General features: G+C 64.3%; 26 protein-coding genes. 18 read left to right on the top strand and 8 right to left on the bottom strand.

What is annotated here, in order from left to right; genetic code table 11:
• Positions 1-4: 4 nt before the first annotated feature.
• The 4 genes from cpaB to LPW26_RS04210 all read right to left on the bottom strand — a co-directional run bounded on the left by cpaB (position 5) and on the right by LPW26_RS04210 (position 1,952).
• Positions 5-808 (bottom strand): Flp pilus assembly protein CpaB, encoded by an 804-nt coding sequence (cpaB, locus tag LPW26_RS04225; RefSeq protein WP_238733027.1) that lies wholly within the window; start codon positions 806-808, stop codon positions 5-7.
• Between the two features lie 124 nt (positions 809-932).
• Positions 933-1,457, bottom strand: a complete 525-nt coding sequence (locus tag LPW26_RS04220; RefSeq protein WP_238733026.1) for an A24 family peptidase — start codon at positions 1,455-1,457, stop codon at positions 933-935.
• A 94-nt stretch (positions 1,458-1,551) separates the two neighbouring features.
• Positions 1,552-1,689, bottom strand: coding sequence for a hypothetical protein (locus tag LPW26_RS04215; protein WP_238733025.1), 138 nt, complete (start codon positions 1,687-1,689; stop codon positions 1,552-1,554).
• A gap of 89 nt (positions 1,690-1,778) precedes the next feature.
• On the bottom strand, positions 1,779-1,952 hold the full coding sequence (locus tag LPW26_RS04210) for a Flp family type IVb pilin (RefSeq protein WP_238733024.1): 174 nt from the start codon (positions 1,950-1,952) through the stop codon (positions 1,779-1,781).
• 378 nt (positions 1,953-2,330) lie between these two features.
• Between LPW26_RS04210 and LPW26_RS04205 the strand changes: the two genes are divergently transcribed.
• The 3 genes from LPW26_RS04205 to LPW26_RS04195 all read left to right on the top strand — a co-directional run bounded on the left by LPW26_RS04205 (position 2,331) and on the right by LPW26_RS04195 (position 4,175).
• On the top strand, positions 2,331-2,825 hold the full coding sequence (locus tag LPW26_RS04205) for a pilus assembly protein N-terminal domain-containing protein (RefSeq protein ID WP_238733023.1): 495 nt from the start codon (positions 2,331-2,333) through the stop codon (positions 2,823-2,825).
• Between the two features lie 171 nt (positions 2,826-2,996).
• Positions 2,997-3,536 (top strand): TadE/TadG family type IV pilus assembly protein, encoded by a 540-nt coding sequence (locus LPW26_RS04200; protein WP_238733022.1) that lies wholly within the window; start codon positions 2,997-2,999, stop codon positions 3,534-3,536.
• A 9-nt stretch (positions 3,537-3,545) separates the two neighbouring features.
• Complete coding sequence (locus LPW26_RS04195) at positions 3,546-4,175, top strand: TadE/TadG family type IV pilus assembly protein (protein WP_238733021.1); 630 nt, start codon at positions 3,546-3,548, stop codon at positions 4,173-4,175.
• Between the two features lie 152 nt (positions 4,176-4,327).
• On the opposite strand, the gene LPW26_RS04190 is transcribed toward LPW26_RS04195, so the two are convergent.
• The 3 genes from LPW26_RS04190 to LPW26_RS04180 form a co-directional block, all read right to left on the bottom strand.
• A complete protein-coding gene (locus LPW26_RS04190) occupies positions 4,328-4,540 on the bottom strand; it encodes a cold-shock protein (RefSeq protein WP_025588297.1) in 213 nt (70 codons plus the stop codon).
• A 279-nt stretch (positions 4,541-4,819) separates the two neighbouring features.
• Entirely contained in the window at positions 4,820-5,104 is a 285-nt protein-coding gene (infA, locus tag LPW26_RS04185) for a translation initiation factor IF-1 (protein ID WP_119856567.1), read from the bottom strand.
• Between the two features lie 23 nt (positions 5,105-5,127).
• Positions 5,128-6,603 carry a DEAD/DEAH box helicase gene (locus tag LPW26_RS04180; RefSeq protein ID WP_238733020.1) on the bottom strand — a complete coding sequence of 492 codons (1,476 nt, stop codon included), beginning with the start codon at positions 6,601-6,603 and terminating at the stop codon, positions 5,128-5,130.
• 505 nt (positions 6,604-7,108) lie between these two features.
• On the opposite strand from LPW26_RS04180, the gene urtA reads away from it, so the two are divergent.
• From urtA to LPW26_RS04110, 14 genes are all read left to right on the top strand, one after another.
• Positions 7,109-8,425 (top strand): urea ABC transporter substrate-binding protein, encoded by a 1,317-nt coding sequence (urtA, locus tag LPW26_RS04175; protein ID WP_238733019.1) that lies wholly within the window; start codon positions 7,109-7,111, stop codon positions 8,423-8,425.
• 106 nt (positions 8,426-8,531) lie between these two features.
• A complete protein-coding gene (urtB, locus tag LPW26_RS04170; RefSeq protein ID WP_249785050.1) occupies positions 8,532-10,139 on the top strand; it encodes an urea ABC transporter permease subunit UrtB in 1,608 nt (535 codons plus the stop codon).
• A 175-nt stretch (positions 10,140-10,314) separates the two neighbouring features.
• Complete coding sequence (gene urtC / locus LPW26_RS04165; protein WP_238733017.1) at positions 10,315-11,520, top strand: urea ABC transporter permease subunit UrtC; 1,206 nt, start codon at positions 10,315-10,317, stop codon at positions 11,518-11,520.
• Positions 11,517-12,281, top strand: a complete 765-nt coding sequence (gene urtD / locus LPW26_RS04160) for an urea ABC transporter ATP-binding protein UrtD (protein ID WP_238733016.1) — start codon at positions 11,517-11,519, stop codon at positions 12,279-12,281. Before urtC ends, urtD begins: the two co-directional genes overlap by 4 nt.
• A 200-nt stretch (positions 12,282-12,481) precedes the next feature.
• Positions 12,482-13,177, top strand: a complete 696-nt coding sequence (gene urtE / locus LPW26_RS04155) for an urea ABC transporter ATP-binding subunit UrtE (protein ID WP_238733015.1) — start codon at positions 12,482-12,484, stop codon at positions 13,175-13,177.
• Positions 13,178-13,206: 29 nt separating this feature from the next.
• On the top strand, positions 13,207-14,046 hold the full coding sequence (locus tag LPW26_RS04150; RefSeq protein WP_406676956.1) for an urease accessory protein UreD: 840 nt from the start codon (positions 13,207-13,209) through the stop codon (positions 14,044-14,046).
• A gap of 47 nt (positions 14,047-14,093) precedes the next feature.
• A complete protein-coding gene (locus tag LPW26_RS04145) occupies positions 14,094-14,396 on the top strand; it encodes an urease subunit gamma (RefSeq protein ID WP_238733014.1) in 303 nt (100 codons plus the stop codon).
• A 142-nt stretch (positions 14,397-14,538) separates the two neighbouring features.
• A complete protein-coding gene (locus LPW26_RS04140) occupies positions 14,539-14,844 on the top strand; it encodes an urease subunit beta (RefSeq protein WP_238733013.1) in 306 nt (101 codons plus the stop codon).
• Positions 14,845-15,381, top strand: coding sequence for an HD domain-containing protein (locus tag LPW26_RS04135; RefSeq protein WP_238733012.1), 537 nt, complete (start codon positions 14,845-14,847; stop codon positions 15,379-15,381). It abuts the gene before it with no gap.
• A complete protein-coding gene (gene ureC / locus LPW26_RS04130) occupies positions 15,378-17,090 on the top strand; it encodes an urease subunit alpha (RefSeq protein ID WP_238733011.1) in 1,713 nt (570 codons plus the stop codon). Before LPW26_RS04135 ends, ureC begins: the two co-directional genes overlap by 4 nt.
• Before the next feature lie 266 nt (positions 17,091-17,356).
• Complete coding sequence (locus LPW26_RS04125) at positions 17,357-17,656, top strand: putative quinol monooxygenase (protein ID WP_238733010.1); 300 nt, start codon at positions 17,357-17,359, stop codon at positions 17,654-17,656.
• Between the two features lie 35 nt (positions 17,657-17,691).
• Positions 17,692-17,991, top strand: a complete 300-nt coding sequence (locus tag LPW26_RS04120) for a putative quinol monooxygenase (RefSeq protein WP_238733009.1) — start codon at positions 17,692-17,694, stop codon at positions 17,989-17,991.
• A gap of 277 nt (positions 17,992-18,268) precedes the next feature.
• On the top strand, positions 18,269-18,925 hold the full coding sequence (locus LPW26_RS04115; RefSeq protein ID WP_238733008.1) for an urease accessory protein UreE: 657 nt from the start codon (positions 18,269-18,271) through the stop codon (positions 18,923-18,925).
• Positions 18,915-19,640, top strand: a complete 726-nt coding sequence (locus LPW26_RS04110; protein WP_238733062.1) for an urease accessory protein UreF — start codon at positions 18,915-18,917, stop codon at positions 19,638-19,640. The genes LPW26_RS04115 and LPW26_RS04110 overlap by 11 nt, the downstream gene beginning before the upstream one ends.
• Before the next feature lie 148 nt (positions 19,641-19,788).
• On the opposite strand, the gene LPW26_RS04105 is transcribed toward LPW26_RS04110, so the two are convergent.
• Positions 19,789-21,351, bottom strand: a complete 1,563-nt coding sequence (locus LPW26_RS04105; protein ID WP_238733007.1) for an AMP-binding protein — start codon at positions 21,349-21,351, stop codon at positions 19,789-19,791.
• Positions 21,352-21,463: 112 nt separating this feature from the next.
• Between LPW26_RS04105 and LPW26_RS04100 the strand changes: the two genes are divergently transcribed.
• A complete protein-coding gene (locus LPW26_RS04100) occupies positions 21,464-22,426 on the top strand; it encodes an NAD(P)H-dependent flavin oxidoreductase (protein WP_238733006.1) in 963 nt (320 codons plus the stop codon).
• Positions 22,427-22,459: the final 33 nt, after the last annotated feature.

The following is a 22,459-nucleotide window of genomic DNA, read 5'->3' as shown; positions in this document are numbered from 1 at the left end:
CTGGTCACTTCGGGATCGTGGTTTGTGAGGACACGCCATAACGAACGACGTTGACGCTATCGCGCCTGCCGCCGCCGCCGCCGTCCTCTGTCGCGGGCGCGTTGGCATCGGCGAGGCTGCGCAGCGCCAGGGACAGCGTGCCGCTCTGCCGCGCGCGGGCGAGAAATTCCGCCTGCTCCGGCTTGAGTTCGAGCGTGGCGGTCTTGCCGACCACGACCTTCTGGCCGTTCTTCTCTTCGATCGTCTGATCGATCGCGAGCACCCGGATGTTGCTGAGGATGATCTCCGAATTGACGGTCTCGGCGCTGCCACCGGTGCGGTCCGGGTTGCGGTCGCGCTTGGAGAGGATGACGTCGACGCGATCGTTCGGCAGGATGAACCCGCCGGCGCCGGTCTCGGGCGAGATCTCCGTCGAGATCGCCCGCATGCCGGTCGGGAGGATTGCCGCCATGAAGCCGGAGCCGGTGGCCTTGACCAGTTTTTGCTCGCGGATCGGCTCGCCCGCGATGAAGGGGGAGCGGGCGATCGACCCGGCGATCTGTCGGCTCGCTTCGGGCTGTTCGTTGCGCCTGATGAATTGCGAGCTGGCGGTCGCGGCGGGCCAGCTCTGCCACTGCACGTCGTCGGGGCCGACCGGCTGGCCAAGCGGGATGTCGGATTTGGCCACCAGGACGTCGACCGTGGGCAGCTGGGCGACGGGGGCGGGGGGGCCAGCCGTCTCCTGCCCGCCTCCGCCACTGGCGAGATAGGCGGCGACCGCGCCGGCGCTGATCGCAATAGCCAGGACGACGATACGCGCGGTATTCATACGCTTCATTTCCCGAATGACTCGACGGCGGATCCCGCCTCGATAGCTGGAGTTGACCAGCTATTCGTCAAAGCATGGTTAATGACGCGTATCTAAATCGAGTTAACGAGTCGTTTGGAGGCCGTCAGTTCACCGCGAAACGGGCCAGATCGACAGCCTTGATCCACTCGGTGTGCGGATAAACCATCAGGGCGCCGAGCGCGAGCGCGATCCCGTAAGGAACGCCGGTCTCCTGAGCGTGCAGCCGCAGCAACCAGGGCTGACTTGTCAGCGGAGAGGGCAGCGGCAACTGCCGGAAGCCGAGCAGCAGCACAGTCAACGCGCCGCCGAACAGCGAAGCGTAGATCAAGTACTCCAACAGATTTTCGAAGCCGAACCACAACGCAGCCGCCGACGCGACCTTGGCGTCGCCGCCGCCGATCCAGCCCATCGCGAAGCAGGTGAAAGCGACAGCCAGGACGGTCAGACCGGCCGCGAAATGCAGCCCGATCAGTTCGAGGCTCATGCCGGAGAGCAGGGCGAGCACGACGAAGCCGGCGACCAACAACAGCGAGACGCGGTTGGAGATCGTCATGGTGAAAAGATCGCTGGACGCGGCGAAAGCCATCAGGGCCGGAAACAGCGACAGGCGCAACAGGTCAGCGACCATGGTCAAGTCTCGCCGATAACGAAGGTCGCGACAGCCGCGGACCGCGGGCACAACCTATCGTGCAGAGATGAATGATCGTCAAACGTCAGCCTGGTCACCAGACCAGGGCGATGCGGACAGCGACTGCGAAGATCGCGAGCGCGAGCGCGGCGCAAACCGCCTGGCGGGCGGCGATCTCGCGCCATGCCGGCCTCGTCGCCTCCGTCAGCAATGCCCGACCGCTGCGATTCATGACTTGTGACTCGACTGATGGCGATCGGCGCATTGTCAGAACAAAAAGGCCCCGGGCGAACCGAGGCCTTGTTGTGACCTCTTCCTCGATTACGGAGCGGTCTTGAGGTTGCCGCTGATCGCCGTGAAGGCGGTGTTCAGCTTGGTGCCGATACCGTTGACGACGGCGATCACGGCCAGGGCGATGCCGGCGGCGATCAGGCCGTATTCGATGGCGGTGGCGCCGGACTCGTCCTTAACGAAACGCGCAAGAAGGTTCTTCATTGGGTAGCTCCATGTGCCCTTGGCTGTCGAACTTTGTTTGGTCTTTCCGGCGTTCTCAGCACCGCGACCATGTGTGCAACGTAAGGGCGGGAAATTGCAGCGCAGTTAATTCGATTGCTGAAATATCGACTGAACGCCGACTTCTTAAGTAGAGTGAATGACCGATTAAACTAATCGAAAATTAGACTGAAGTTGTCGGGTTGTTACCAATGCGGTCGCGCGCGCGACGTGACCTGATCCAGGATCGGACAGGTTACTTCATATTCGCCATGCTCCGTTTGCGCTTCATTCATCAATTAACGGCATCTTAGGCTCTGTCGGGCGCCGGCACCGCTGCGTATCTGCTCTAGCCGGCTCGTTGATGTCCCGGAGTACAGTATGTCGATCAGTTTCTCGCACGGGGCGCGCACAGCCCTTATGGCTTCTCTTCTGGCCGGGGGTGTGATGTCCGCATCCGTCGTGTCCGCGGGCACCGAAGAGACCATCTCAGTGAACGTCGATCAGGCCAAGCTGATCAGGCTTCCGCAGAACATCTCGACCCTGGTGGTCGGCAATCCGCTGATCGCCGACGTCACGCTGCAGCCCGGTGGCATGGTCGTGGTCACTGGAAAAGGCTACGGCGCCACCAACGTGATCGCCATGGACCGAAAGGGCGCCGTGGTTGCCGATCGGCAGATCCAGGTCGAAGGCCCGATGGACAAGGTGGTGACCGTGTATCGCGGGGTCGAGCGGGAGTCTTATAGTTGCATGCCGATCTGCCAGCGCCGGGTCACGCTCGGCGATTCTGAAGGCTTCTTCAAATCCACCATGGATCAGGCCGGCACGCTCAGCGGCCAGGCAAGCGGCGCTGCAGCGGGTCCAAAGAGCAACTGATCAGGCCTTGCGCCGATAAGATGGTCGCGTCAACGCGCGCGTCGCGGATGCATGGTTAATCGATCGTCAACATCGCGGGCGAGTTTGTTTCAATTTGGCGAAACACTTCCACAATCTGTTTTGGCTAGGTTTCAGCATAAGGATACCCCGCCAAACGCCGAGAGTTCGCCGATGATTTCGCTGTCCATTATGCGCGCTGCAGCGCTGCTTCAGCGGTTCGGCCGCAATCGCCGCGGCTCGGCAGCGATCGAATTCGCGATGGTCGCCCCGATCTTTTTCGGTCTGCTGTTCGCCATCATCGAGGCTGCCTTCATGTTCTTCGCGGGGCAGGTGCTCGAGACCGCCGTACAGGATTCGGCACGGCTCATCCTCACTGGTCAGGCGCAAAGCGCCTCCTATTCTCAGGCCCAGTTCAAGACGAACCTGTGCAGCCGGCTCACCGCACTGTTCGACTGCAGTGGCGTGTATATCGACGTGCGCAGCTACGGCAGCGACTTCTCGACGGTGGACACGAGCGCCCCGATCGACGCCAACAAGAATTTTATCAACAACATGCAGTACAACCCGGGCGGCTCCGGCCAGATCGTGGTGGTACGGGCGTTCTATCAGTGGCCGCTGTTCATCACCGGTCTCGGTTACAACACGTCCAATCTCGCCGGCAGCAAGCGGTTGCTGACTGCGACCGCGGCGTTCCGCAACGAGCCTTATTAGGACCGCCCGATGACAACGCTGACGAAGATGTGGCGCAGGGCGAGGCGGTCGGGCAGGCGACTGCTGCAGGATCGCAGCGGTATCGCCGCAACAGAATTCGCCTTCATCGTACCGCTGATGCTGGTGACATTTTTCGCGACGGTCGAATTGTCCGCCGGCATCGCCGTCGACCGCAAGGTGACATTGGTGGCGCGCACGTTATCGGATCTGGTGTCGCAGGCGACGTCCGTCACCGACAATGATCTTAAGAACGTCTTCGCCGCGAGCTACGGCGTTCTATCGCCGTATCCAACTAACACCGCCAGTGCCACCATCTCGATGATCTATGTGAACGATGCCGGCGTCGCAAAGGTGCAATGGAGCAAGACGGCGACGGTTGCGCAAAATGGAAGCACCGTCAGCACCACGTTCATCAATCCGACCAGGAAGCAGGGTGACACGATCGCCGTTCCGACGGGGCTGAAGGTGACGAAGACCTATCTGGTCCTGAGTGAAGTCAACTATCTGTATGCGCCGGTGGTCGGTTACGTCGTCGCCAAGGCTGGTATCAACCTCAGCGATCAATCGTACACACGGCCGCGTCAGTCGATGTGCGTGCTGTATAATCCGGGCAGCAACGCCAGCTGTCCGACCTTCTGAATCGGCGCTGTGCGGGCCGTCGGCGCCGGCCGTCGGGGCGGCCGTCATAGCAGATGGGCGAACTGCTCGCAGTCTTCTGGACGAGCCGGCATTCCAATTAAAAAGGCCGCGCTGGAGCGCGGCCCTCGGTAGCTTCGTTCCGGACGTTCTGCTTAGCCGGCAGAGCGCAGGTTGTCGGCCGACGACTTGCCAGAGCGACGATCGGCGACGATTTCGTAGCTGATCTTCTGGCCTTCACGCAGCGTGCCGAGGCCCGCGCGCTCGACGGCGCTGATGTGAACGAAAACGTCGTTACCGCCATCATCCGGCTGGATGAAGCCGTAGCCCTTGGTCGCGTTGAACCACTTCACGGTTCCCATGCTCACGGGGGTAGTCCCTTCTAAATATAGATACGGTCGGAGCCCATCTGGGTGACCAGGCGGGCTGGTGGCATCGAATTTTTGGAAGGGTCGTCAGCGTCTGAACCGGCTGTACCGGTAGTAGCTAATGTCGTCCGGCCGAAAATCGATTAACGGATATTATGCGAAGCCTGCGCTCAAAACAATCCTGACATGCGGGATTTTTTGGAGGCGCGGGTTTCGCATCCATCGTGAAAACGCGCTCTGCGAAAGGGCAAAGCGCATGTTGTCGGCTCGTCCAGCAGCTTACCTGCGCCGGAACTGACCACGCGGGGGACCACCGCGCGGCGCGCCCGTTCCGCCGGGACGTTCGTCCTTGTGGCGGAAGATCAGGCGACCCTTCTCCAGATCATAGGGAGACATTTCGATCGTCACCCTGTCGCCGGCCAGGGTCTTGATCCGGTTCTTCTTCATCTTGCCCGCGGTATAGGCAACGATCTCGTGTCCGGCGTCCAGCTGGACACGATACCGCGCGTCAGGAAGGATTTCGGTCACCAGTCCTTCGAACTGGATCAGCTCTTCTTTAGCCATCTTGATCTCCAGATCGGTCTTGATCAGCGTTGCGGTCGTTGAGTCGTCGTCTTAGCAGGCTGATTCTTGCGCTGCAAAAAAGCGACGCCCTGCAGGCTCTCGCCATGTCCGCCGTTGTGTCCGCCGTTGTGGCTCGCGCCGCCATGCTGCGGCCGGGTCGCGGGCTCGTGGCGGCTTGCGTCCGGATGCCGGGTGTCGGCGTGACGCCCCGCATTAGAGGTGCCGCCGCGGCGCGGACGGCGCGGATCGTTGGCACCGGCTTCACTGCGCGCCGTATGCGTGGCGGCGCCGTTGCGCTGCCCGCGGTGCGGCTGGCTGCCGTTGCGGGGGCCGCCCCGCTGCTGCGCCGGCGGCGGGGGCTTGGCGCCTGGGGTGCGGTGGTCTTCCTTGGGCAGCGACACTTTGATCAGTTTCTCGATGTCGCGCAGATAACCGGCCTCGTCGCTGCCGGCGCAGAGCGAGATCGCGGTGCCGTCGGCGCCGGCACGCGCGGTGCGGCCGATGCGATGGACGTAGGTCTCGGGGATGTTCGGCAGGTCGAAATTGACAACGTGCGAGACGCCGTCGACGTCGATGCCGCGAGCGGCGATGTCGGTCGCCACCAGCGTCCGCAACTCACCGGTGCGGAATGACGCAAGGACGCGCTCGCGATAGTTCTGCGACTTGTTGCCGTGGATGGCGTCGGCGGTGATGCCGGCGCGCTGCAGGCCTTTCACGACCTTGTCGGCACCGTGCTTGGTGCGGGTGAACACCAGCGCCTGGTTGACGCCGTCCTGCTGCAGGATGGAGGCGAGCATCGCGGGCTTGGCCGAATGATCGAGCTGGATCACGCGCTGGTTGATGCGCTCGACGGTCGACGCCACCGGTGTCACCGCGACGCGGGCCGGATCGCGCAGCATCTGCTCGGCGAGGTCGGCAATGTCCTTCGGCATGGTGGCAGAGAAGAACAGCGTTTGGCGCTTGATCGGCAGCTTGGCGACGATCTTCCGGATGTCGTTGATGAAGCCCATGTCGAGCATGCGGTCAGCTTCGTCGAGCACCAGGAATTCGACATGCGACAGCTTCAGGGCGTTGCCCTGGACAAGGTCGAGCAGACGGCCCGGCGTCGCCACGAGCACATCGACGCCCTGCATCAGCGCGCGGACCTGGCGGCCCATCGGCACGCCGCCGATCGCCAGCGTGGCGTTCAGGCGGAGGTGGCGACCATAGGCATTGAAGCTGTCGAGGATCTGGCCGGACAGTTCGCGGGTCGGACTCAGCACCAGCACGCGGCAGCTCTTGGGCTGCGGCTTGATACGGTTGTCGAGCAAACGGTGGAGGATCGGCAGCGCGAACGAGGCGGTCTTGCCGGTGCCCGTCTGGGCGATGCCGACGACGTCACGGCCGGCGAGGGCGAGGGGAATGGTCTGCGCCTGGATCGGCGTCGGGGTGTGGTAATTTTCTTCCTGAAGCGCACGGGAGATGGGATCGGCGAGGCCGAAATCCTGAAACGAGGTCAAAAGATGGTTCTTTCCATTGTGAAACCAGGCGCCCGACGCTTGTCGGGAGCAGGCACAAACCGGGACGCTCGCGTGTTTGGAGCGTGGGCTCTAATCGGCTGAAAGACGAGCCAGAAACCGCTGTCCGATAGCAGGAGCAGGGGGATCAGAACACGCGGCTCGCGGCGACCTGAACGATTCTCAAGGTCTTGAGAGACATATGGAACATCAAGGCGGCGCTTTCAAGGTCCAATCGTGTTCGCTCCGAACTGAGCAGGTCAGGCGTAGAATTTGGTCACGCGCAAGAATGCTGCACACAATCTGCGCTTATTGTTCAACTCACGTGCAGCTTCGAGGCGTAAATTTTGTGCAGTTGCGCAATGTGCGTGATTTGAGCAGCGATGTTTTCCGATCTGTTATCAGGAGGTTAAGCGCTGCTGCCTGAATGGCATGCTTCTTGCGATTCCTTCGCTGCAGACGGCCGTGGGGCCGAGCATCATTCTGCGTCCAGGGAGATTACAATCGCATGCGTATCGAACCTAAATTTTCGAGAAAGGCGCCGTTGAGCCGCCGCGCTTGGCTGGCCGCGGCCGCGGGTCTGGCCGTTGGTCTGTCGAGCTTTGCGCCCGCGAAGGCTGCCGATGACACCATCAAGGTCGGCGTTCTGCACTCTCTGTCCGGCACCATGGCGATCAGCGAAACCACGCTGAAGGACACGGTGCTGTTCCTGATCGATGAGCAGAACAAGAAGGGCGGCGTGCTCGGCAAGAAGCTCGAGGCCGTGGTGGTCGATCCGGCGTCGAACTGGCCGCTGTTCGCCGAAAAGGCGCGAGAGCTGATCACCAAGGACAAGGTTTCGGTAGTGTTCGGCTGCTGGACCTCGGTGTCGCGCAAGTCGGTGCTGCCGGTGTTCAAGGAACTGAACTCGATCCTGTTTTATCCGGTGCAGTACGAAGGCGAGGAGAGCGAGCGCAACGTGTTCTACACCGGCGCCGCACCGAACCAGCAGGCGATCCCCGCGGTCGACTATCTGGCCAAAGAGGAAAAGGTGCAGCGCTGGGTGCTGGCCGGCACCGACTACGTCTATCCCCGGACCACTAACAAGATCCTCGAAGCCTACTTGAAGTCGAAGGGCGTCAAGCAGGAAGACATCATGATCAACTACACGCCGTTCGGACATTCCGATTGGCAGACGATCGTGGCCGACATCAAGAAGTTCGGCTCGGCCGGTAAGAAGACGGCGGTGGTCTCGACCATCAACGGCGACGCCAACGTGCCGTTCTACAAGGAGCTCGGCAACCAGGGCATCAAGGCCACCGACATTCCGGTGGTGGCGTTCTCGGTCGGCGAAGAAGAACTCGCCGGCATCGACACCAAGCCGCTGCTCGGCCATCTGGCCGCCTGGAACTATTTCCAGTCGATCAAGGACCCGGAGAACGAGAAGTTCATCAAGGCCTGGCAGGCCTACACCAAGAACCCGAAGCGTGTGACCAACGACCCGATGGAAGCCACCGTGATCGGCTTCAACATGTGGGTGAAGGCGGTCGAGAAGGCCGGCACCGTCGACGCCGACAAGGTGATCGACACGCTCCCGGGCACCAAGGCCCCGAACCTGACCGGTGGCACCTCGGAAATGCTGCCGAACCATCATATCACCAAGCCGGTGTTCATCGGCGAGATCAAGGGTGACGGCCAGTTCGACGTGGTCTGGAAGACCCCCGGCCTGGTGCCCGGCGACGCCTGGTCGAAGGAGCTCGACGGCTCCAAGGACCTGATCGGCGACTGGGTGACGCTGAAGTGCGGCAACTACAACACCGTGACCAAGAAGTGCGGCGGCTCCTGATCGCCCGCTGATTGACGCCTGACGAAAGGGCGGCGACGCCAGCGCGCGCCGCCCTTTCGATCCTGCTCCGACGCACCTTCATCCTTGCCGGGATAATTCAGTGCCATTGATCCGTTCATTGCGCCTCGTGTTCGCCGCCGTGGCGATCGCCTGCGCGAGCTTCGCCGCCCTGCCGGCTTTCGCCGGTCCTTATGAAGACGCGATCGCGCAGTTTTCGCAGGACTCCTTCTCCGACACCGAGGACGCGATCGGCAAGCTGATCGCCAGCGGCAATCCGCGCGCCGCCCCGATCATCATCGCGCTGCAGGACGGCAAGCTCTATGCCGACCCCGACAGCAAGGCAGCCTTCATCAAGGCCGACGATGGCAAGATCACTGATGCGGCGACTGGTGATGCCGTCGCCGCGCTGCCCGCCAAGGCGAGCGCCGTCCGCCTCAATAACAAGTTGCGCCGTGCCGTCGCGGGCGCGATGGCCGGGCTGACGCTGCTGTCGCCGGATCTGGGCAAGCGTATCCAGGCGGCGCAGTCGGTGTTCAAGACCCACGACGAAACCATGCTGCCGACCGTCGAGACCGCGCTGAAGGCCGAGAAGAACGCCGCCGCCAGGCAGGCCTTCGCCGAGGCGCGCGCCGCGATCCTGCTGTTCAAGACCGACGCCTCCGACGTCGACAAACTCGACGCCATCGCCACCATCAAGGCGCGCGGCGATCAGGAGGCGATGGCGCTGCTGACCGGCGTGCCTGGCGGGCAGAGTGCTGCGGTGACCAGCGGCATTGCCAGCGCCAAGGCGGCGATCGAACGTAACCTCGCCATCTGGTCGATGGTGCAGAATGCCTGGTACGGGCTGTCGCTCGGCTCGGTGCTGCTGCTCGCCGCGATCGGCCTCGCCATCACCTTCGGCGTGATGGGCGTCATTAACATGGCGCATGGCGAAATGGTGATGCTCGGCGCCTACACCACCTTCGTGGTGCAGGAGACCATCCGCACCAGCTATCCGGCGCTGTTCGACTACTCGCTGCTGATCGCGGTGCCGCTCGCCTTCCTGGTTGCGGGGGCGATCGGCGTGCTGATTGAGCGCACGGTGATCCGCTTCCTCTACGGCCGGCCGCTGGAAACGCTGCTCGCCACCTGGGGCTTGTCGCTGATCTTGCAGCAGGCGGTGCGGACGCTGTTCGGCCCGACCAATCGCGAAGTCGGCAATCCCTCCTGGATGTCGGGAGCGTTCGAGCTCGGCCAGATCACCATCACCTACAACCGGCTGTGGATCCTGTGCTTCACGCTCGCGGTGTTCGCGATTCTGCTGGCGATGCTGCGCTACACCTCGCTCGGCCTGGAGATGCGCGCCGTGACGCAGAACCGCCGCATGGCGGCGTCGATGGGCATCGCCACCTCGCGGGTCGATGCGCTGACCTTCGGCCTCGGCTCCGGCATCGCCGGCATTGCCGGCGTGGCTCTATCGCAGATCGACAACGTCTCGCCCAATCTCGGCCAGAGCTACATCATCGACAGCTTCATGGTGGTGGTGTTCGGCGGCGTCGGGAATCTGTGGGGCACGCTGGTCGGCGCCTTCACGCTCGGAATCGCCAACAAGTTCTTGGAGCCGGTCGCCGGCGCGGTGCTGGCCAAGATCGCCATCCTGGTGCTGATCATCCTCTTCATCCAAAAACGCCCCCGCGGCCTGTTCGCACTGAAGGGCAGGGCGGTGGAGGCATGATGAGTGTTGTGCACGATATCCGCTCCGCCCCGCAGCCTGACTCCCTCTCCCGCTTGCGGGAGAGGGCTGGGGTGAGGGCACTTGCCACGGACTCCGTGCTCGCGGCCCCCCACCCCCGACCCCTCCCCGCAAGGGGGAGGGGAGCGCGCCTCGTCGCGCCGCGAGGTCCGCGCGCATGACCCCGCATATTCTCACCCGCTCGCTCAACCGCAGCGCGACGGTCTTCTTGCTCATCCTTGCCGCCGTCGGAATTTTGCTGCCGCTCTCAAACCTGCTGCTGCCGGAAGGCTCGGTGCTGCATGTGCCGACCTATCTGATCTCGCTGTTCGGCAAATACGTCTGCTACGCGCTGCTGGCACTTTCGATCGATCTGATCTGGGGGTATTGCGGCATCCTCTCGCTCGGCCACGGCGCGTTCTTCGCGCTCGGCGGCTACGCGATGGGGATGTATCTGATGCGCCAGATCGGCACCCGCGGCGTCTATGCCAACCCAGTTCTGCCGGACTTCATGGTGTTCCTGAACTATAAGGAACTGCCGTGGTACTGGTATGGCTTCGACATGTTCTGGTTCGCGGCGCTGATGGTGCTGATCGTGCCGGGCCTGCTCGCGTTCTGCTTCGGCTGGCTGGCGTTCCGCTCACGTGTCACCGGCGTGTATCTCTCGATCATTACGCAGGCGATGACCTACGCGCTATTGCTCGCCTTCTTCCGCAACGATTTCGGCTTCGGCGGCAATAACGGCCTGACCGACTTCAAGGACATCCTCGGCTTCAACGTCCAGGCCGACGGCACCCGGGCGGCGCTGTTCATGCTGAGCTGCCTGGCACTGGCGATCGGTTTCCTGATCTGCCGCGCGGTGGTGACCTCGAAGCTCGGCAAGGTGCTGATCGCGATCCGCGACGCCGAGAGCCGCACCCGGTTCCTCGGCTACCGCGTCGAATCCTACAAGCTGTTCGTGTTCACGCTGTCGGCCTGCATGGCCGGCGTCGCCGGCGCGCTGTATGTGCCGCAGGTCGGCATCATCAACCCCGGCGAATTCGCCCCGGCCAATTCGATCGAGGCGGTGATCTGGGTCGCGGTCGGCGGCCGCGGCACGCTGGTCGGCGCCGCGCTCGGCGCCATCGTGGTCAACTACGCCAAGACCGTGTTCACCTCCGGGCCGCTGGCGCCGTACTGGCTGTTCATGCTCGGCGCGCTGTTCGTGCTGGTGACGCTGCTTCTGCCCAAGGGCATCATCGGCACCTTCAACGCCTGGTGGGAAGCCCGCAAGGAGAAGGGCGCGGCGCAAGACAAGGCGCAGCGCGACGGCGCCGTCGCCGCGGCGGCAGAGAGTGCAGCGCGCGAGGACGGCGTGATCGAACCGACCATGGTGAAGCGATGAGCCTTCTGGAAACCCGCACCACCTCGGCGATGCTGTATCTCGACGGCGTCCATGTCTCGTTCGACGGCTTCCACGCCATCAACAATCTGTCGCTGACGCTCGAGCCCGGCGAGATGCGCGCCATCATCGGCCCCAACGGCGCCGGCAAGACCACCATGATGGACATCATCACCGGCAAGACCAAGCCCGACAAAGGCGAGGTCGTATTCGACGGCACCACGGACCTCACCAAGCTCGACGAGACGCAGATCGCCACGCTCGGCATCGGCCGCAAGTTTCAGAAACCGACGGTGTTCGAGAGCCAGACCATCGAGGACAATCTGTTGCTGGCCCTCAACGTCGATCACCGCGTCCGCGGCACGCTGTTCTGGCGGCGTAGCGAGCCGGAGAGCAAGCGGATCGACCGCGTGCTCGAGATCATCAAGCTCGGCGACTCCCGCGACCGTCTCGCCGGCAACCTGTCGCACGGCCAGAAGCAGTGGCTCGAAATCGGCATGCTGCTGGCGCAGGACCCGAAGTTGCTGCTGGTCGACGAACCGGTCGCCGGCATGACCGACGTCGAGACCCATCAGACAGCGGAACTGCTCAAAGAGATCAACAGCCACGACAAGACCGTGGTCGTCGTCGAGCACGACATGACCTTCGTCCGCGAGCTCGGCGTCAAGGTGACGTGTCTGCACGAAGGCACCGTGCTTGCGGAAGGAAGTATCGACGACGTGTCGGCGAACGAGCGCGTGGTTGAAGTGTATTTGGGGCGGTGACGGATGAGTATTCCCAGGATGTTTTACGCGACGCTCCCACATCCGCTCCCCGTCATCGCCCGCGCAGGCGGGCGACCCAGTATTCCAGAGCACTCCTTGCTTACCGAAGCGCCACGGCGTACTGGATCCCCCGCTTTCGCGGGGGATGACAACGGTAATGGGATTGCCGCCGTCCGCCCAACGCAGTCTGAGGCAGCCCCATGCTGACCGTCGACAACATCAACCTCTACTACGGCGCGGCGCAGGCTCTGCGTGGGGTGTCGATCGCGGCGGAGCCTGGCAAGGTCACTTGCGTGCTCGGCCGCAACGGCGTCGGCAAGACGAGTCTGTTGCGCGCGATGGTCGGGCAGCAGCCGATCGCGTCGGGGTCGATCCAGTTCGACGGCGCCGACATCTCGCATCTCAAGCCCTATGAGCGGGCGCGGCGCGGCATCTCGCTGGTGCCGCAGGGCCGCGAGATCTTTCCGCTACTCACCGTCGAGGAAAATCTCAAGACCGGCTACGCGCCGCTGAAGCGCGCCGACAAATCGATCCCCGACGATGTGTTCTCGCTGTTTCCGGTGCTGAACTCGATGCTCGGCCGGCGCGGCGGCGACCTCTCCGGCGGGCAACAACAGCAATTGGCGATCGGCCGTGCGCTGGTGATGCGACCCAAGCTGTTGCTACTCGACGAGCCGACCGAAGGCATCCAGCCGTCGATCATCAAGGACATCGGCCGCGCGATTTCCTATTTGCGCAGCCTCGGCAACATCGCCATTGTGCTGGTCGAGCAATATCTCGATTTCGCCTGTGAGCTCGGCGACAGCTTTGCGGTGATGGATCGCGGCGCAGTGAAATACACCTGCGATCGCGCCACCCTCGATCCCGCCGAGATCAGCCGGCAGATGGCGCTCTGATCATTCGCGGCGGCCGGCCGCGAGGGGGCATGATGCAGACCGAAACCAACGGGGCGCAGTCTGCGGTGTTCGACGGCAACCGCGCGCAAGGCACGGTGGCGTTCGACGTCCGCGCCGTGGACGGCGCGACGCGGCGGGGTGAGCTCCACGAATCCGGCTCGCTGCGCGTCCGATTTCCCTCGCCGGAGCAGCAGGGGCTGTCCGCGGTGCTGGTCAACACTGCGGGCGGCGTCGCCGGTGGTGATCGCTTCGGGATCGGCATTGCGGTCGGCGAGGGTGCGCGGCTGACGCTGACCACGGCTGCGGCCGAAAAGATCTATCGCTCGCATGGCCCCGCCGCACAGATCGACATCGCGCTGAGCGTTGCGGATGGCGGGCATCTGGCGTGGCTGCCGCAGGAGACCATCCTGTTCGATCAGGCCCGCGTCGAGCGGCGGATCGATATCGACCTCGCCGCCGGCGCCTCGCTGCTGCTGTGCGAATCCGTGATCTTCGGCCGCTCGGCGATGGGCGAGACGGTGCGGACGGGCCGCTTCGTCGACCGCTGGCGGCTGCGCCTCGGCGGCAAGCTTGTGTTCGCCGAAACCGTCCGGCTCGATGGCGACATCGGCGCGCTATTGGATCGTCCGGCGGTCGCCAAAGGCGGCGTTGCCATCGGGACCGCGCTGATCGCGCCGAGCGATGCCGCGCTGGTCGAGCGGCTGCGCGCGGATGCGGATTCCTTCGGTGCGGAGGTCGGCATCACCGCTTGGAATGGAATTGCAATGGCGCGGTTCTGCGCTCAAGATGCGGCCAAGCTGCGCGCCGACATGGTCGCGGTGCTGCGCCGCGCCGCCGGCCGCGCGCTGCCGCGGCTGTGGTTCAGTTAGTAACATTCAGTTCGCTCAACGACCTCTGCAATCGATCGAGTGCCTTCATGAATCTCTCCCCCCGCGAAAAGGACAAGCTGCTGGTCTCAATGGCGGCGATGGTGGCGCGCAGGCGCCTCGAGCGCGGCGTCAAGCTCAACCATCCCGAGGCGATCGCGCTGATCACCGATTTCATCGTCGAAGGCGCCCGCGACGGCCGCACCGTCGCCGAGCTGATGCAGGCGGGCGCACAGGTGCTCACCCGGGCGCAGTGCATGGACGGCATCGCCGAGATGATCCACGACATCCAGGTCGAGGCGACGTTCCCCGACGGCACCAAGCTCGTCACCGTGCACCAGCCGATCAGGTAGTCGATGCCCAGGCTTGTTCGCAAAGATCCTCTCGTTCGTCATTGCGAGGAGCGAAGCGACGAAGCGATCCAGGCAACATATGCCTCCTCTGGATTGCTTCGCTTCGCTCGCAATGACGGGGCTGTTTCGTTTGGAGAAGTCCATGATTCCCGGTGAACTGTTCATCGAAGACGGCGAGATCGAACTCAATGCCGGGCGCGCCACGGTGACGCTGACGGTGACCAACACCGGCGACCGGCCGATCCAGGTGGGCTCGCACTACCATTTTTTCGAAACCAACCCGGCGCTACGCTTCGACCGCGACAAGGCGCGCGGCATGCGGCTCGACATCGCGGCCGGCACCGCGGTCCGCTTCGAGCCCGGCCAGAGCCGCGACGTGCAGCTCGTCGCGCTCGCCGGCAAGCGCGTGATCTACGGCTTCCGCGGCGATGTGATGGGCAAGTTGTAGATGACCGATCTCGTGCTGGTCTCACGCGCTGCCGATTTTGCCGCCCGCTGCCATGCCGGGCAGCGGCGCAAGGGCTCGTCGCGCGAGCCCTATCTCAATCACCTCGCCGAAGTCGCCGAGATGCTGGCGTCCGCGACCGATGGCGGCGACGCCGCGTTGGTCGCCGCGGGCTGGCTGCACGATGCCATCGAGGATTCCGACACCAGCCGCGACGATCTCGTCGAGCGCTTCAGCGAAGATGTCGCCGAGCTCGTGGTCGCATGCACCGATGACATGTCGCTGCCGCGCGCGGTGCGCAAGCGCCATCAGGTCGAGCATGCGCCGCATCTGGCGCCGCGCGCCCGTATGATCAAGCTCGCCGACAAGATCAGCAATGTGCGGTCGCTGATCTTCTCGCCGCCGGACGAATGGGAACGCGAGCGGCTGATCGATTATCTCGAATGGGCCGAGCAGGTCGCGGCCGGCTGCCGCGGCGCCAACGAACGCCTCGACCATCTCTTCAACGAAACCGCCGCGCGTGCGAGGGCTGTGTTGTGAGCACCAGGATTTCACGTTCCGTCTATGCCGACATGTTCGGCCCGACCACCGGCGACCGTGTGCGGCTCGCCGACACCGATCTGATCATCGAGGTCGAGAAGGACTACACGACCTATGGCGAGGAGGTGAAGTTCGGTGGTGGCAAGGTGATCCGCGACGGCATGGGCCAGTCGCAGGTGACGAATGCGGACGGCGCCGCCGACACGGTGATCACCAACGCGCTAGTCGTGGACCATTGGGGCATCGTCAAGGCCGACGTGGCGCTGAAGGCCGGGATGATCGCGGCGATCGGCAAGGCCGGCAATCCGGACATCCAGCCGAATGTCGACATCATCATCGGTCCCGGCACCGACGTGATCGCCGGCGAGGGCAAGATCCTCACCGCCGGCGGCTTCGACAGCCATATCCATTTCATCTGCCCGCAGCAGATCGAGCACGCGCTGATGAGCGGCGTCACCACGATGCTCGGCGGCGGCACCGGCCCATCGCACGGCACGTTCGCGACGACATGCACGCCGGGGCCTTGGCATATCGGCCGGATGATTCAGTCGTTCGACGCCTTCCCGGTCAATCTCGGCATCTCGGGCAAGGGCAACGCCGCGTTGCCCGGCCCGCTGAAGGAAATGATCGAAGGCGGCGCCTGCGCGCTGAAGCTGCACGAGGACTGGGGCACGACGCCGGCGGCGATCGACAACTGCCTCATCGTGGCGGATGCGTACGACGTCCAGGTGATGATCCACACCGACACGCTCAACGAGTCGGGCTTCGTCGAGGACACCGTGAAGGCGTTCAAGGGCCGCACCATTCACGCCTTCCACACCGAAGGCGCCGGCGGCGGCCACGCGCCGGACATCATCAAGGTGGCTTCGCTGCCCAACGTGCTGCCGTCGTCGACCAATCCGACGCGGCCGTTCACCCGTAACACCATCGACGAACATCTCGACATGCTGATGGTGTGCCACCATCTCGATCCGTCGATCGCCGAGGATCTGGCGTTCGCCGAAAGCCGCATCCGCAAGGAGACGATCGCCGCCGAAGATATCCTGCACGACCTCGGCGCGCTGTCGATGATGTCGTCGGACAGCCAGGCGATGGGCCGGCTCGGCGAAGTGATCATCCGCACCTGGCAGACCGCCGACAAGATGAAGAAGCAGCGCGGCGCGCTATCGCAGGACTCGTCGCGCAACGACAATTTCCGGGTCAAGCGCTACATCGCCAAGTACACCATCAACCCCGCGATCGCGCATGGCGTGTCGAAGCTGATCGGCTCGGTCGAGATCGGCAAGATGGCCGATCTGGTGCTGTGGTCGCCAGCGTTCTTCGGCGTCAAGCCGGATTGCATCATCAAGGGCGGCAGCATCGTCGCCGCACCGATGGGCGATCCCAACGCCTCGATCCCGACGCCGCAGCCGGTGCACTACCAGCCGATGTTCGGCGCCTACGGCAAGGCGCTGACCGCGTCGTCCGTGGTGTTCACCTCGCAGGCGGCCGCCGCCGGCAATCTCGCCCGCGACCTCGGCATCGCCAAGACGCTGGTCCCGATCAGCAACGTCCGTGGCGGCATCTCCAAGAAGAGCATGATCCACAACGACGCCACGCCGAAGCTGGAAGTCGACCCCGAAACCTACGAAGTCCGCGCCGACGGCGAACTGCTCACCTGCGCGCCGGCCGACGTGCTGCCGCTGGCGCAGCGTTACTTCATGTTCTGAGGCGAGGAAGCCGTCGTGGCTCACCGTAGCCTCGATGAAGCGAAGCGCAATCGAGGGCACCGGATCCGCAGCCTCGACGTCGTGCGATACACCGGCGCTGTCCCGGATTTCGCGTCGCTGCATCCGGGCTACGACCACTCTCGTCGCTTATGCAGGGGCCGCCAACGTGAGGGTGCCACCCAGCGCCCTTTGCATCCCCGCAGTCATCCGCCTATGGTCGCGCACGGCGCTCGCGCCGCAACGAAAAACCGCCGGGAGGAATATCCGTGATCTATGTCGTCGCCACACTCACCGTGAAGCCCGAGATGCGGGCCGAGCTGATCGCCGCCGCCAAGGAGTGCATCGCCGGCACGCGCCAGGAACCCGGCAACGTCGCTTACGATCTGCACGAGAGCGTCACCGATCCGACCCAGATGGTGTTCGTCGAGCAGTGGGAAAACGTCGAGGCGCTCGGACCGCACGGCAAGACGGAGCACTTCAAGGCGTTCGGCCGCGCCGCGGCGAAGTGCCTTTCGGCGCCGCCGAAGATCGAGATCATCACGCCCGCCAAGGTGGACGTGAAGTAAGCGGCGTTCGCGACCAACGAGAAGGGACAATCCCCATGATCTACGTCGTCGCCACCACGCAGGTGAAGCCGGAGTCGCGTGACGCCTTCATCGCCGGCGCCAAGGCGTGCATTGCCGAGACCCGCAAGGAGAAGGGCTGCATCGCTTACGAGAACCATATCTCGATCAACGATCCGAACACCTTCGTGGTGGTCGAGCGCTGGGAAAGCCGTGAGGATCTCAACGCCCACGCCCGCGCGCCGCACATGAAGGTGTGGCGCGAATTGTCGGCGCCGCTCAAGGCCTCGCCGACGGTGATCGAGATCATCAGCGACGCCAAGATCGAGACGTTCTGAGAGGCCTCTCCGCGTCATTGCGAGCCAACGGGTCCGGCCTTCGGCCGGCCCGATGACAGGCTCCGCGAAGCAATCCAGCACCGGTGTGCTGAGCCTCTGGATTGCTTCGCCGCTTCGCTCCTCGCAATGACGACGGGGAAAGGTGGTCACTCGCGCGGAGCTGCGCACAGCCGTTAAGCGGCCTCGTCAGTCCTCGCCCTGCCGCGCGATCCGGATTTCCCTCGCCCGGGAAATGCTCTAAAGCTCTTGGCTCGTCCTGATATGCGATGAGCACGCCATGATTCGAGCCAGCAAAGTCTACGGGCAATATCACTTCACGCGGCCGGCGGCCGACACCGTGGTGCTGGCGTTTGACGACCGGCATCGGCGGCGCATGGCGATGACCGGCACCCGCGGCCTCGAATTCCTGCTCGACCTCGAACACGCGGTCGCGCTGCGCGGCGGCGACGCGCTGGTGCTCGACGACGGCCGGCTGATCGAAGTCGTTGCCGCGCCCGAGCCGCTGCTGGAAATCCGCGGCCACGATCCGCTGCATCTGGTGCGGCTGGCCTGGCATCTCGGCAACCGGCATCTGCCGACGCAGATCATGGCCAGGGCGCTCCGCATCCGCCGCGATCACGTCATCGCCGACATGGTGAAGGGGCTTGGCGGCAAGGCCGTTGAGATCGAGGCGCCGTTCGATCCCGAAGGCGGCGCCTATGCGCCGGCGCACGACAGCGGCGCGCATGGCCATGCCGATCACGGCCATCATGGCCACGATCACCATGACCATCACGATCACGATCACGGCCATCACGGTCATGATGATCACGGTCATGGGCATCAGGGCCATGATCACTCCCATGGTCATGATCACGATCGCCACGTGCACGACGAGCACTGCGGCCACGATCATGGCCACGCGCACGGCCATTCCCACAAGCATGAGCACTGAGCCGGGCGCCTCGGCGAGCGAGCCGCTGTCGGCGCAGCAGGGCGCGGCGCTGTACCGGCTGATGACGTGGCTGTCGCCGTCGTTTCCGGTCGGCGCGTTCTCCTATTCGAGCGGCATCGAATGGGCCGTGGAAGCGGGCGACGTCACCGACGCAACGAGCCTGCGCGACTGGCTGGCGGCGATGCTCGAACACGGCGCGGGTTTCTGCGACGGCGTGTTCCTCGCTCATGCCTACCGCACCACGGTGACGGGCAACGCTCAGGCGCTGCGCGATGTCGCCGAACTGGCCGTCGCCTTCGTGCCCTCGGCCGAGCGTCATCTCGAAACCACCGCGCAGGGCCGCGCCTTTATCGAAATCGTCCGCAACGCTTGGGCGAGCGATGGGCTGGACCGTGCCGTGAATGCCTGTGACGGCGCGCTGGCCTATCCGGTCGCGGTCGGTCTCATCAGCGCCGTGCACGGCGTGCCGCTCGCCGCCACGCTGCACGCATTCCTGCACGCGGTGGTCTCGAACTGGATCTCGGCTGGCGCCCGGCTGGTCCCGCTCGGTCAGACCGACAGCCAGCGCGTCCTCGCCGCGCTCGAACCGGTGGTCATCAGCACCGGTGAGCGTGCGCTGACAGCTTCGCTCGACGACCTCGGCAGCGCCACCTTCCGCGCCGACCTCGCCAGCCTGCGTCACGAAACGCAGTACACCCGGCTGTTCCGGTCGTAGGATGCCTGCCGGCTCGTGGTGCGAGTAACAGGCACAGCGTCATTCCGGGGCGCGCAGCGAAGCTGCGCGAACCCGGAATCTCGAGGTTGTTTGCGTGTCAGATTCCGGGTTCGCGCTGCGTGCGCCCCTGAATGACGGCGGAGAGGAACTACCCAACCATCCGATCGCGGCCTTGCCAGAATTCCGCGCGGAGCACCTTCTTGTCGATCTTGCCGACGCCGGTCATCGGCATTTCGGTGACGAACTTGATCTGCTTCGGCGCATGCGCCGAGCCCTTGCGGGTCTTTACCAGCTCGATCAGTTCGCGTTCGTCCGGCTGTACGCCGGGTTTGGTCACGACGACCGCGGTGACGGCTTCGCCCCATTTGTCGTCGGGCACGCCGACGACCGCGACCATCGCGACGCCGCTGTGGGTCGACAACACGTCCTCGACTTCGCGCGGGAAGATGTTGAAGCCGCCGGACACGATCATGTCCTTCTTGCGGTCGAGGATGTACATGTAGCCGCGGTCGTCGCGCTTGGCGATGTCGCCGGTGTGCAGCCAGCCGCTCTTCAGCGTCTCAGCGGTCTGCTCCGGACGTTTCCAGTATTCCTTCATCACGTGCGGCGCCCGCACGCAGATCTCGCCGGCTTCGCCGTCCGCAACTTCCTGATCGTTGTCGTCGAGAATCCGCGCGTCACACGCAGCGATCGGGAAGCCGCACGACAGGAACAACTCGGGCTGCTTCGGATCGTGATCGGCCTTGCGCAGCACCGACACCGGATAGCACTCGGTCTGGCCGTAAAGCTGCGAGAACACCGGACCGATCCGCTCGATGCCTTCGATCAGCCGTGTCGGCGACATCGGCGAGGCGCCGTACAGCACCAGATCGAGCGAACTCAGATCGGTCTTCGCCAGCGCGGGATGATCGAGCAGCACGTAGATCATCGTCGGCACGAACAGCGTGAAGTTGATCTTCTCGCGCTGGATGGTCTGCAGCACCGCTTCGGGATCGAAGCCCTTCATCATGTGGATGGTGCCGCCGCGCATCAACGCCGGCAGCACCTTGGTGCCCGCGACATGGCTGATCGGCGCCACGGTCAGATAGCGCGGGTCCATCGGGATTTCGAAATCGGCCAGGATGGCGCTGGCGAAGCCGGCGTTCTCGCGATGCCGGCGCAACGCGCCCTTGGATTTTCCGGTGGTGCCGCCGGTGTAGTTCAGCACGGCAACGTCGTCGAGCTGCGCGAAATCTTTCGGCGTGGCGCTGCCAGCTTTGTCGAGCGCGACCAGCAGGTCGAGGCCGTAATCGGCGCAGCCGACGGTGAAGACGTGGCGCAGGCCGCGCGCCTGCATCGCCAGCTCGCCACCGCGCTGCAGAAAGGCAGCCGCATCGATCACCAGGATCTCGGCGCCGGAGTCCTCGATCTGGTCGATCTGATCTTCGCGCGAGCCGAGCGGATGCAGCCAGGTGATGGCGAAACGGCTGAGCTGCGCGGCGACGCCAGCGCACCACGTTTCAGCACGGTTGGCGGTGAGCATTGCGACGCGCGTGCCGGGTTGCGCGCCGAGCCCCATGAATACTTTCTGGATGCTGCCGATCATGTCGACCGCGCCGCGATAGCCCAGCGTGCCGCCCGGCCAACTGAACGCGGTCCGCGTCGGATAGCGCGACAGCGCGCGCAGCGTCTGCGTGCCGGCAGTCGGAAAGGCGTTGAGGGCGTTGGTCATGGGGCTTGCTCCCGAATGTTTGTCATCGGCTTTTGCGCATGCCAATGTTCGCCTCAAGAGTAGCACGCCGGTCACGCGGCGAAACACCAAAGATGATATTGGAGGAACGACCTTGGCTGCAGCCGATCGTCTCAGCAAATTCCGCGACCGGCTCGAGTTGCCGCTGATCGCGGCACCGATGTTCCTGGTATCTGGCGTCGATCTGGTCGCTGCCGCGTGCGCACACGGCGTGATCGGCTCGTTTCCGACGGTGAATTGCCGCAGTACGGAACAATTGGATAGTTGGATCGGCACGATCGAACAGAGCGCGCAGGCGCATGCGGACAAAGCGGGGAAGCGCGCGGCTCCCTGGTGTCCCAATCTCATCGTGCATCGCTCCAACGCGCGGCTCGCCGACGACCTGGCCGTGCTGCTCGCGCACAAGCCAGAGATCGTCATCACCAGCGTCGGCTCGCCCGAGCCGGTTATCAAGCCGCTGCATGACGCCGGCGCGATGGTGTTGGCCGACGTCGCGAGTATTCGTCATGCGGAGCGTGCGGCTGAAGCGGGCGCGGATGGCCTCGTGCTGCTGACGGCAGGCGCGGGCGGGCAGACCGGTTGGCTCAATCCGTTCGCCTTCGTTCGCGCGGTGCGCAAATTCTACGACGGCGTCATCGTGCTTGCCGGCGGAATCAGTGACGGCGTCGCGCTGCGTGCCGCCACGGCGCTCGGCTGCGATCTCGGCTACATGGGTACCAAATTCATCGCCACGCAGGAGAGTCTCGCCGATCCGCGCTACAAGGCGATGCTGGTCGACTCCTCGGCCGACGACATTCTGCTCACCAAGGCGTTCACCGGGTTGCAGACCAACATGCTGCGGCCTTCGATCGTCGCGGCGGGGCTCGATCCAAACGATCTGCCGGAGCGCGGCGCGATCGACATCGGAAAGGACATCGATGTCGGCGCGCGCGAGCAGCGGCCGAAGCGCTGGCGCGATATCTGGAGCGCGGGCCATTCGGCGTCGGGCGTCGGCGGCGTCGTGACGGTGGCTGAGCTTGTGCAGCAAACTGCCGGTGAATTTCGCTCGGCAGCATAAGCAACGCGCGGCGCGGGTCGACGGCCCTGCGGC

The sequence above is a fragment of the Rhodopseudomonas infernalis genome, from assembly GCF_022271405.1.
Lineage (GTDB): Bacteria > Pseudomonadota > Alphaproteobacteria > Rhizobiales > Xanthobacteraceae > Rhodopseudomonas > Rhodopseudomonas infernalis.
This window is presented reverse-complemented; position numbering and strand designations above follow the sequence as displayed.

Coding starts and splice junctions, on each gene's coding strand:
- cpaB (WP_238733027.1), bottom strand. CDS start 808: ATGAATACCGCGCGTATCGTCGTCCTGGCTATTGCGATCAGCGCCGGC.
- LPW26_RS04220 (WP_238733026.1), bottom strand. CDS start 1,457: ATGGTCGCTGACCTGTTGCGCCTGTCGCTGTTTCCGGCCCTGATGGCT.
- LPW26_RS04215 (WP_238733025.1), bottom strand. CDS start 1,689: ATGAATCGCAGCGGTCGGGCATTGCTGACGGAGGCGACGAGGCCGGCA.
- LPW26_RS04210 (WP_238733024.1), bottom strand. CDS start 1,952: ATGAAGAACCTTCTTGCGCGTTTCGTTAAGGACGAGTCCGGCGCCACC.
- LPW26_RS04205 (WP_238733023.1), top strand. CDS start 2,331: ATGTCGATCAGTTTCTCGCACGGGGCGCGCACAGCCCTTATGGCTTCT.
- LPW26_RS04200 (WP_238733022.1), top strand. CDS start 2,997: ATGATTTCGCTGTCCATTATGCGCGCTGCAGCGCTGCTTCAGCGGTTC.
- LPW26_RS04195 (WP_238733021.1), top strand. CDS start 3,546: ATGACAACGCTGACGAAGATGTGGCGCAGGGCGAGGCGGTCGGGCAGG.
- infA (WP_119856567.1), bottom strand. CDS start 5,104: ATGGCTAAAGAAGAGCTGATCCAGTTCGAAGGACTGGTGACCGAAATC.
- urtA (WP_238733019.1), top strand. CDS start 7,109: ATGCGTATCGAACCTAAATTTTCGAGAAAGGCGCCGTTGAGCCGCCGC.
- urtC (WP_238733017.1), top strand. CDS start 10,315: ATGACCCCGCATATTCTCACCCGCTCGCTCAACCGCAGCGCGACGGTC.
- urtD (WP_238733016.1), top strand. CDS start 11,517: ATGAGCCTTCTGGAAACCCGCACCACCTCGGCGATGCTGTATCTCGAC.
- urtE (WP_238733015.1), top strand. CDS start 12,482: ATGCTGACCGTCGACAACATCAACCTCTACTACGGCGCGGCGCAGGCT.
- LPW26_RS04150 (WP_406676956.1), top strand. CDS start 13,207: ATGATGCAGACCGAAACCAACGGGGCGCAGTCTGCGGTGTTCGACGGC.
- LPW26_RS04145 (WP_238733014.1), top strand. CDS start 14,094: ATGAATCTCTCCCCCCGCGAAAAGGACAAGCTGCTGGTCTCAATGGCG.
- LPW26_RS04140 (WP_238733013.1), top strand. CDS start 14,539: ATGATTCCCGGTGAACTGTTCATCGAAGACGGCGAGATCGAACTCAAT.
- LPW26_RS04135 (WP_238733012.1), top strand. CDS start 14,845: ATGACCGATCTCGTGCTGGTCTCACGCGCTGCCGATTTTGCCGCCCGC.
- LPW26_RS04120 (WP_238733009.1), top strand. CDS start 17,692: ATGATCTACGTCGTCGCCACCACGCAGGTGAAGCCGGAGTCGCGTGAC.
- LPW26_RS04115 (WP_238733008.1), top strand. CDS start 18,269: ATGATTCGAGCCAGCAAAGTCTACGGGCAATATCACTTCACGCGGCCG.
- LPW26_RS04110 (WP_238733062.1), top strand. CDS start 18,915: ATGAGCACTGAGCCGGGCGCCTCGGCGAGCGAGCCGCTGTCGGCGCAG.
- LPW26_RS04105 (WP_238733007.1), bottom strand. CDS start 21,351: ATGACCAACGCCCTCAACGCCTTTCCGACTGCCGGCACGCAGACGCTG.